6 protein-coding genes are annotated in these 9945 nt (G+C 41.2%); 4 read left to right on the top strand and 2 right to left on the bottom strand.

Annotated features, from left to right (window positions below; all coding sequences use genetic code 11):
- The coding region (locus tag SORDD24_RS02810; RefSeq protein ID WP_231082666.1) for an ABC transporter ATP-binding protein at positions 1 to 842 on the bottom strand (842 nt) is incomplete at its 3' end.
- Between the two features lie 144 nt (positions 843 to 986).
- Positions 987 to 1796 carry a Cof-type HAD-IIB family hydrolase gene (locus tag SORDD24_RS02805; protein ID WP_061407226.1) on the bottom strand — a complete coding sequence of 270 codons (810 nt, stop codon included), beginning with the start codon at positions 1794 to 1796 and terminating at the stop codon, positions 987 to 989.
- Positions 1797 to 1942: 146 nt separating this feature from the next.
- Here SORDD24_RS02805 and SORDD24_RS02800 point away from each other — a divergent pair, with 146 nt between their 5' ends.
- From SORDD24_RS02800 to addA, 4 genes are all read left to right on the top strand, one after another.
- Positions 1943 to 2404, top strand: coding sequence for a MarR family winged helix-turn-helix transcriptional regulator (locus SORDD24_RS02800; protein ID WP_061407225.1), 462 nt, complete (start codon positions 1943 to 1945; stop codon positions 2402 to 2404).
- On the top strand, positions 2397 to 2816 hold the full coding sequence (locus tag SORDD24_RS02795; protein ID WP_001138494.1) for an EVE domain-containing protein: 420 nt from the start codon (positions 2397 to 2399) through the stop codon (positions 2814 to 2816). Before SORDD24_RS02800 ends, SORDD24_RS02795 begins: the two co-directional genes overlap by 8 nt.
- Positions 2817 to 2922: 106 nt before the next feature.
- Positions 2923 to 6198: an ATP-dependent nuclease subunit B gene (rexB, locus tag SORDD24_RS02790; protein WP_061407222.1), complete on the top strand. Its 3276-nt coding sequence runs from the start codon at positions 2923 to 2925 to the stop codon at positions 6196 to 6198.
- Entirely contained in the window at positions 6195 to 9848 is a 3654-nt protein-coding gene (gene addA, locus SORDD24_RS02785; RefSeq protein WP_061407221.1) for a helicase-exonuclease AddAB subunit AddA, read from the top strand. The genes rexB and addA overlap by 4 nt, the downstream gene beginning before the upstream one ends.
- Positions 9849 to 9945: the final 97 nt, after the last annotated feature.

Below are 9945 nucleotides of genomic sequence, written 5' to 3'. Positions count from 1 at the left end.
ACATCGGCCAAAGTTAGTTGCTTAAGAATCTGTTTGACATCTTGTTCATTTCCAAAGATATGGATTTCATTTTCAGGATTGACAACCTTAAATTGGAGTTGGATTTGTTCTTTCAATACCTGACAAGCTCTTTCTTTGTCGCTTGTTTTAAGCACAATATAATCCTCACTCAGTGTTTCAAATTCCGCTTTACTGATTTCACGGATAATCTTACCTTGATCCAGAATACCAAAGCGATTAGCTAAGAGATAGAGTTCTGACAAGATATGACTAGAGACGAGAATGGTTATGCCTTTTTCTTGATTGAGCCGCTGGATCATGAGACGAAATTCTTTGATTCCAATTGGGTCAAGTCCGTTAATAGGCTCATCTAAGATAAGGAAGTCTGGTTTTGATAGAAGGGCAATGGCGATACCAAGCCTTTGTTTCATTCCTAGCGAGAAATCACGGAAGACTTTTTTACCTGTATCTGACAAACCTACATAATCCAGTGTTTCTTGAATGACTTTATCAGCATTTGGAATATGACGTATCATACAATAATATTTCAGATTCTGGTATGCTGTTAAGTGATTATGGGCTACAGGTGATTCGATAACAGAACCCACTCGAGATAGAGCCTTGGTCCACTCATTTTGTTCTTGGCTAGAAAAGAGGGAAATAGTTCCTTTATCCGCAAACAATAATTGTGTAATGATTTTGATAAGAGTAGTTTTACCTGCTCCGTTTTTTCCAATTAGACCATAAATATCTCCCTCTTTTATGGTTAGACTAAGATCTTGAAGAATAGCTTGTTGGCCGAATTGTTTGGTCAGTCCATGAATTTCGAGTACTGTTTTCATGATTTTCTCCTTTAGATTTATTTTTCTAACTTTAGTATAAGCTATAGAAATCAAAGAAAGCTCAAGTATTTCTAAAGAGTTTCTAAAGTTTTCTGATTTTTAAAATGTCAAAAACCCAGTTAAGGATTTAACTGGGAATTTTCTCTATAAAATATACTTCTCAATGGCACGCGCAACGCCGTCTTCTTCGTTGCTGGCTGTTACAGCATCGGCTAGGGATTTGACATGGTCGCTGGCATTTCCCATAGCAATACCAAGACCGGCAAACTGGAGCATTTCAATGTCGTTATTGGCATCACCCATGGCCATAATTTCTGACGGTTCAATCTGCAAAATCGCTGCTAGTCGAGAAAGAGCAGTAGCCTTGGTCGTTCCAAGGGGCATTGCTTCATAAATGACAGGCTGCGAACGAACTCCACTGAATCGTTGGCAGAGTTCCTCAGCAAACCGCTGCTCAAAATCGTCTGTTTGCTCTTCGTTGCCCAAAAACATACCTTGGAACATCCGATATTTGCCACTAGTGGCTTCCTCAAGGGAAATTTCAGTCAGGTCTGAAAAAACAAGTTTAGCATCATTTTGAACGATTTGATTAGGCTTACCACCGAGGACAAAATAATGTTCTTCATCAAAAAGAGTCAACTGGACGTCGCTTTTTTCAGCCAGGTCATAGAGGTATTCGATATCAGCTGGGCTGAGTTCTTGCCAGTCAACTAGACTCCAGTCGCTGGTCTGGTGAGTTGAACAACCATTATTGACAATGACATACTCATTCTGGAGATCAAGACCCAGTTTTTTGTAATAAGAAAGAACACCGAAAAGCGGGCGCCCCGTACAGAGAACCAATTTGACGCCTTTTTCAATAGTTTTGTGAATAGCAGTGATGTGGGCTTGAGGGATTTCCTTGGCTTCATTAAGGAGGGTTCCGTCCATATCCAAGGCAAGTAGTTTAATCATAAGATTTCCTTTTCTAGGTGTTTTGCTTTTATTATAGCATATAGACTATAAAATGTCCGACAGAATTGTAACATTTGACTTTCCTTTTCTTGAAAAAGTAAATAAAATCTTATATAATATGTACACTTAATATTTAAGGAGAAATAATGTCAAAGTATTACTTTAATTCAATTTACAAAAATGATGAAACAGAGTCTACAGGTCTTCTTTTCATTAAAGTTTACAACAAATGGGAAAGTAATTTAAAAAGAGTTTTGAAATCGGTTGGCCTCACTTTGCCTCAATTTATCGTTTTAACCTCGCTCTTGTTTTTGAACAATAGAGAGGAATATGTAACGCAAGTTGATATCGCTCGGTTCACTGGAATGGATGTCATGACGGTTTCCCAGATTGTTAGACTACTGGAGAAGAAAGACTACATCAGACGCGATCAACACCCAAAGGATAGTCGGGCAAAACTTGTCTCGGTGACGAATTCTGGCGCGGAGAAGGTCAATCAAGCTTTACCTTTAGTAGAAGGTGTTGATGAAGAATTTTTTGAAAAACTATCTAACGATAGAGAAGTTTTTAATCGCTTTTTAGTAGAGTTGGAGGATAAAAATGCCTAGATATTGGGTAGGAGTTGTTTCGAAGAACCATGTTTTAAGAGGAGTTGAGGGAAATTTTTGTCAGGTCTGTCATGGAAAGGGCGGCCCCTTAAATCGTATGAAAAAAGGTGACTATCTTTTATACTATAGTCCAAAATACGATATGAATGGTCAAGATAAGTTACAGGCTTTTGTGGCCGTAGGTAAAATTATAGATGACAAAGCCTATCAAGTAGAGCAATTTGAAGGATTCTTTCCCTTTAGACGAAATGTCGAGTATTATCAACCCGTCAAAGATTGCTCCATAGAAATAGCCAGACAGCATCCTGAATGGAGAGACTATACTTCTCGACTTCGTTATGGACATTTTGAAGTTTCCAAAGACTTTTTTCTCCATATTTTTCAACATATGAAAGTGGAAGATGATGCTTGATTGATTTGTTAGTTAAATGATTGTCAACAAGAATTTTGGATTTGGACTGTGAAGCGAACTTTGATATAATAGAGTAAGAAACTTTGAAAAACCAAACGAGGCAGAGATGAAACTACTTTATACTGATATTCGGACTTCTTTGACAGAAATCCTAACCAGAGAGGCGGAAGAGCTGGTTGCTGCTGGTAAGCGGGTTTTCTACATTGCTCCCAACTCTCTTTCATTTGAAAAAGAACGTGCCGTGCTGGAATGCTTGTCCCAGCAGGCTTCTTTTGCGATTACTGTCACGCGCTTTGCTCAAATGGCTCGTTATCTGGTTTTAAATGACTTGCCTACAAAGACCAGTCTTGATGACATCGGCCTTGGAATGGCCTTTTATAAATGCCTTGCTGAACTTGATCCTAAAGGGTTACGAGTTTATGGAGGTATTAAAGAAGACCCTCAATTTATCCAGCAGTTGATTGAACTTTATCATGAGATGACAACTGCTCAGATGAGCTTTTTGGACTTGGAAAGTTTGACCGATGAGGACAAGAGAGTAGATTTACTCTTAATTTTCGAGAAAGTAACGGCCTATCTCAATCAGGCTCAGTTGGCTCAGGGAAGTCAGTTGTCCCATTTGATTGAGGCTATTGAGAATGATAAGGTAAGTAGTGATTTTAGTCAGCTTGCTCTGGTCATTGACGGATTTACCCGTTTTTCTGCTGAGGAAGATCATGTGGTGGATCTGCTCCATCGAAAAGGTGCCGAGATTGTTATTGGGGCTTATGCAAGCAAGAAAGCCTATACCAGTCCGTTCACTGAAGGAAATCTCTATCAAGCCAGTGTGGAATTCCTCCATCATTTGGGGGCAAAATACCAATCGCTTGCTCAGGATCGTTCTCAGACTCATGAGAAAATAGATAGTTTTGACAAGGCATCTCGTTTGCTGGAGTCTTCTTATGATTTTTCAGAGCTCGCTTTAGATGTCGATGAGAAAGATCGTGAACATCTGCAAATCTGGTCCTGCTTGACGCAAAAAGAGGAGTTGGAGTTGGTAGCGCGTAGCATCCGTCAGAAATTACATGACAATCCAGACTTGAGTTACAAGCATTTTCGTATTCTGTTAGGAGATGTGGCTTCTTATCAGTTATCTCTCAAGACAATCTTTGACCAGTACCAGATTCCTTTCTATCTTGGTAGAAGTGAATCCATGGCTCATCATCCTTTGACTCAGTATGTGGAGTCTATTTTACGTTTGAAACGCTACCGTTTTCGTCAAGAAGATTTGATTAATCTCCTCAGAACTGGTTTGTATACTGACCTTAGCCAAGCGGATATTGATGCTTTTGAGCAATATCTCCGCTATCTTGGCATCAATGGGTTGCCAGCTTTTCAGCAGGCCTTCACAAAATCCCACCACGGAAAATTCGATTTGCCACGTTTGAATGCTCTTCGTCTGCGAGTTTTGGCTCCACTTGAAACCTTATTTGCCAGTCGGAAACAGAAAGCTGAAAATCTCTTGCAAAAGTGGAATACTTTTCTAAAAAATGCTGTCTTAAGTAAGCAGATGCAAGAATTGACAGCTACTATGGAAACTCTAGAACAGGAAAGACAAGCTGAAGTTTGGAAAGCTTTCAGTCATGTTCTAGAACAATTTGCGACGGTTTTTGCTGGTTCACAAGTAAGTCTGGAGGACTTCTTAGCCTTGCTCCACTCAGGGATGACTTTATCTCAGTATCGCACTATTCCAGCGACAGTGGACACTGTTCTGGTGCAGAGTTACGATTTGATTGCACCACTGACTTCTGACTTTGTCTATGCCATTGGACTCACTCAGGATCATTTACCGAAAATCGCGCAAAATACCAGCCTTTTGACAGACGAAGAAAGACAAAGCCTAAACCAAGCGACTGAAGAGGGAGCTCAACTGCTGATTGCAAGTAGTGAAAACCTCAAGAAAAATCGCTATACCATGCTTTCTTTAGTCAACGCTGCCCGTAAACAATTGATTTTGTCATCTCCAAGTCTCCTCAATGAAAATGAGAGCAAGGAATCAGCCTATCTTCAGGAACTGGTGAGTTTTGGATTTAGCCGGATAGAGAAGAAGATTCATCAAAAAAGTCTGTCTAAGGAGGATATGGGTTCTTATCACAGTCTCTTGTCTAGTCTAGTTGCCTATCACCAGCAGGCAGATTCTAGTGAAAAAGAACAAGATGTGACCTTTGTCAAGGTTTTGGCGCGTGTGATGGGGAAAAAACTAGATCAAAAAGGCCTTGCAAATCCAGCTATCCCAACTAGTCCAAGTAGCAAACCATTAGAGAAAGAGACCTTGCAGGCTCTCTATCCAGCTGACAAAGAGTTTTACCTGTCTACCTCTGGTTTGACGGAGTTTTATCGCAATGAATACAGTTATTTCCTCCGTTATGTCTTAGGTTTGCAGGAAGAATTACGCCTTCGTCCAGATGCTCGCAGTCACGGGAATTTCTTGCACCGTATTTTTGAGCGTGCCTTGAAACTGCCTGCAGAAAATCCGTTTGACCACCGTCTGGAACAAGCTATTCAAGAAACCAGTCAAGAACGGGAATTTGAAGCCATTTATCAAGAAAGTTTAGAAGCCCAGTTTACCAAGGAAGTTCTTCTTGATGTCGCTAGGACCACTGGCCACATCCTACGTCATAATCCAGCCATTGAGACCATTCAGGAAGAGGCAACATTTGGCGGCAGAGACCAACCCTTTATCCAGTTGGATAATGGTCGCAGTGTCCATGTGCGAGGTAAGGTGGACCGAATTGACCGTTTGAAAGCTGATAGAGCGCTAGGAGTGGTAGACTATAAGTCAAGTTTGACTCAGTTCCAGTTTCCTCATTTCTTTAATGGTCTTAATTCCCAACTGCCAACCTATCTTGCTGCCCTTAAAGGAGAAGGAGAGCAAAACTTTTTCGGCGCTATGTACCTAGAAATGGCTGAACCTGTCCAATCTCTGCTGACCGTTAAAAGTTTGGCTGGAGCAGTAGCAGAAGCTAGCAAGTCTATGAAATACCAAGGGCTCTTTTTAGAGAAAGAAAGTAGTCATTTAGGCGAATTTTACAATAAAAACAAGGCCAATCAGCTGACAGACGAGGAATTCCAGCTCTTACTAGACTATAATGCCCATCTTTACAAGAAGGCAGCTGAAAAGATTTTAGAAGGTCAGTTCGCCATCAATCCATACACAGAGAATGGCAGAAGTATTGCCCCATACGTTCAACAACATCAGGCTATTACTGGCTTTGAAGCTAATTACCATTTGGGTCAAGCACGTTTCCTAGAAAAGTTAGACCTAGCTGATGGTAAACGACTGGTCGGAGAAAAACTCAAGCAAGCTTGGTTTGAGAAAATGAGAGAGGAGTTGAATCGATGAAGCCCATTTCCTTTTTAACTGAGGAAGAAATTCAAAAATTGCAAGAAGCAGAAGCGAGTTCGAGCAAGGAACAGAAGAAAACAGCCGAGCAAATCGAAGCCATTTATACTGCTGGGCAAAATATCCTAGTCTCAGCGTCTGCTGGTTCAGGGAAAACCTTTGTCATGGCAGAGCGCATTCTGGATCAGTTAGCGCGTGGTAACGAAATTTCTCAACTCTTTATCTCGACCTTTACCGTCAAGGCTGCTACTGAACTCAAGGAACGCTTGGAGAAAAAAATCAGCCAGCAAATCCAAGAAACCGTTGATGTCGATCTCAAACAACACTTGGGACGCCAGTTGGCAGACCTGCCAAACGCTGCCATCGGAACCATGGACTCCTTCACACAAAAATTCCTAGGAAAACATGGCTATCTGATTGATATCGCACCGAACTTCCGTATTCTACAAAATGAAAGTGAACAGTTAATCCTCAAAAACGAAGTTTTTCATCAGGTTTTTGAAGCCCATTACCAAGGTGAGAATAAAGAGAAATTTAGTAGCTTGGTGAAGAACTTTGCTGGACGTGGCAAGAATGAACGAGGTCTGCGCCAGCAAGTCTACAAAATTTATGACTTCCTTCAATCCACCAGTAATCCTCAGAGATGGCTGAGTGAATCTTTCCTCAAGGGATTTGAAGAAGCTGATTTTGCTAGTGAAAAAGAAAAACTAACTGAGAAAATCAAGCAGGCGCTTTGGGATTTGGAAAGCTTTTTCCGTTATCATCTGGATAACAATGCAAAGGAGTTTCCCAAAGCTACCTATTTAGAAGCTGTTCAACAGGTTCTGGATCAAATTAGCTCCTTAAATCAAGAGTCCGATAGCCAGGCTTATCAAGAAGTGCTTGCTCGTGTTGTCGCCATCTCTAAGGAGAAAAATGGTCGAGCTCTGGCTAATTCTAGTCGTAAGGCCGATTTGAAACCACTGGCTGATGCCTATAACGATGAGAGAAAGGCCCAGTTTGCTAAACTAGGACAACTGTCAGACCAGATAACCATTCTCGACTATCAAGAGCGTTATCATGGAGACACCTGGGAGTTATCTAAAACTTTCCAAACCTTTATGAGCGATTTTGTGGAGGCTTATCGTGAACGTAAACGCCAAGAAAATGCCTTTGAATTCGCTGATATCAGTCATTATACCATCGAGATTCTAGAAAATTTCCCACAAGTCCGCGAGGCTTATCAGGAACGATTCCACGAAGTCATGGTCGATGAGTATCAGGATACCAACCACATTCAAGAACGGATGCTGGAATTGCTGTCGAATGGCCACAATCGCTTTATGGTTGGAGATATCAAGCAGTCCATCTACCGTTTCCGTCAGGCAGATCCCCAGATTTTCAATGAAAAATTTCAACGCTATGCGCAAAATCCAAAAGAGGGCAAGTTGATTCTCCTCAAGGAAAATTTCCGCAGTAGTTCAGAAGTGCTGTCTGCAACCAATGATGTTTTTGCACGCCTTATGGATCAAGAGGTCGGGGAAATCAACTATGACAGCATGCACCAGCTTGTTTTTGCCAATAGCAAACTAACTCCCAAGCCAGACAACAAGGCAGAATTTCTCCTCTACGATAAGGACGACAGTGGACAAGAGGAGGAAGAGAGCCAATTAGAAACAAAACTAACAGGGGAAATGCGCTTAGTCATCAAGGAAATCCTGAAGCTTCATCAGGAAAAAGGTGTTGCTTTCAAAGAAATTTCCCTTTTGACTTCCAGTCGCAGTCGAAATGACCAGATTCTCCTCGCTTTGTCTGAGTATGGGATCCCTGTCAAAACAGACGGAGAACAAAATAATTACCTCCAATCCTTAGAAGTGCAAGTCATGCTAGACACTCTCCGTGTCATCCACAATCCCCTCCAAGACTATGCCTTGGTTGCCCTTATGAAGTCTCCAATGTTTGATTTTGATGAGGACGAGCTGGCACGTTTGTCTCTTCAGAAAGCAGAAGATAAAGTCCAAGAGAATCTTTACAAGAAGCTTGTCAATGCTCAAAAACAGGCAACAAGTCAGAAAAACTTGATTTATACAGCTCTAGCTGAAAAACTCAATCAATTCATGGATATTTTGGATTCTTGGCGCTTATATGCCAAAACCCACTCCCTCTATGACTTGATTTGGAAGATTTACAATGACCGTTTTTATTATGACTATGTTGGAGCTTTGCCAAATGGTCCTGCAAGACAGGCCAATCTCTATGCTTTAGCTTTGAGAGCAGACCAGTTTGAAAAGAGTAATTTCAAAGGCTTGTCTCGTTTTATTCGAATGATTGATCAGGTTTTGGAAGCACAGCATGATCTTGCAAGCGTGGCAGTAGCTCCGCCTAAGGATGCGGTAGAACTCATGACCATTCATAAAAGTAAAGGACTGGAGTTTCCTTATGTCTTTATCCTCAATATGGATCAGGACTTCAATAAGCAAGACTCAATGTCTGATGTTATTCTTAGTCGTCAGAATGGGCTTGGCGTCAAATACATTGCCAAGGTGGAAACAGGAGCAGTGGAAGCACACTATCCTAAAACCATTAAACTCTCCATTCCTAGCCTTACCTATACGCAGAATGAAGAAGAACTGCAACTGGCTAGCTATTCAGAGCAGATGCGTTTGCTGTATGTTGCCATGACACGGGCTGAGAAAAAGCTCTATCTTGTCGGTAAGGGCTCTCGTGAAAAGCTAGAAGCCAAGGAATATCCAGCTGCTGAAAACGGAAAACTAGATAAACATACTAGACTGCAAGCCAAGAATTTCCAAGATTGGGTTTGGGCTATCACTAAAGTGTTTGCCAAAGATCATCTCAACTTTAGCTACCGTTTCGTTGGTGAAGACCAGCTGACCAGAGAAGCTATCGGAGAGTTGGAAAACAAGAGTCCTCTACAAGATAGTTCTCAAGCAGACAATCGTCAGTCTGAAACGATTAAAGAAGCTTTGGAAATGCTGAAAGAGGTGGAAGTTTATAATACTCTTCACCGAGCAGCCATTGAACTACCAAGTGTCCAAACCCCAAGTCAAATCAAGAAATTCTATGAACCAGTGATGGATATGGAAGGGGTACAAATTGCTAATCAAACTCAATCACCAGAGAAACAAATCAGCTTTGATTTACCAGATTTTTCAACTAAAGAAAAGGTAACAGGAGCTGAGATTGGTAGTGCAACACACGAACTCATGCAGAGAATCGACCTCAGTCAGCAACCAACACTTGATAACCTGAAAGATACTCTGCACCAAGTTCAAACCAGCCCAGCTGTTAGAGACAAGATCAATCTTTCTAAAATCCTAGCTTTCTTTGATACGCCACTCGGTCAGGAGATTCTCGCTAATACTGACTATCTCTATCGTGAGCAACCTTTCTCCATGCTCAAACGCGACCAAAAGAGTCAGGAAGACTTTGTTGTTCGTGGAATCTTGGATGGCTATCTTCTTTATAAGAATCGTATCGTTCTTTTCGACTACAAAACAGACCGTTACGATCAACCAAGTCAACTCATAGACCGCTATCGTAGTCAGTTAGCCCTATATGGAGAAGCCTTATCACGAGCCTATTCGATTGAAAATATTGAGAAATACCTGATTTTACTCGGCAAAGATGAGGTTCAAGTTGTAAAAGTATAATTTATACTCTTCGAAAATCTCTTCAAACCTCGTCAGCTTCACCTTGCCGTACTCAAGTACAGCCTGCGGCTAGCTTCCTAGTTTACTCTTTGATTTT

It is taken from the genome of Streptococcus oralis, assembly GCF_001579175.1.
GTDB lineage: Bacteria > Bacillota > Bacilli > Lactobacillales > Streptococcaceae > Streptococcus > Streptococcus oralis_O.
The sequence above is the reverse complement of the archived record's forward strand: the minus strand, read 5'-3'. Positions and strand labels throughout refer to the sequence as shown.

Coding starts and splice junctions, on each gene's coding strand:
- SORDD24_RS02805 (WP_061407226.1), bottom strand. CDS start 1,796: ATGATTAAACTACTTGCCTTGGATATGGACGGAACCCTCCTTAATGAA.
- SORDD24_RS02800 (WP_061407225.1), top strand. CDS start 1,943: ATGTCAAAGTATTACTTTAATTCAATTTACAAAAATGATGAAACAGAG.
- SORDD24_RS02795 (WP_001138494.1), top strand. CDS start 2,397: ATGCCTAGATATTGGGTAGGAGTTGTTTCGAAGAACCATGTTTTAAGA.
- rexB (WP_061407222.1), top strand. CDS start 2,923: ATGAAACTACTTTATACTGATATTCGGACTTCTTTGACAGAAATCCTA.
- addA (WP_061407221.1), top strand. CDS start 6,195: ATGAAGCCCATTTCCTTTTTAACTGAGGAAGAAATTCAAAAATTGCAA.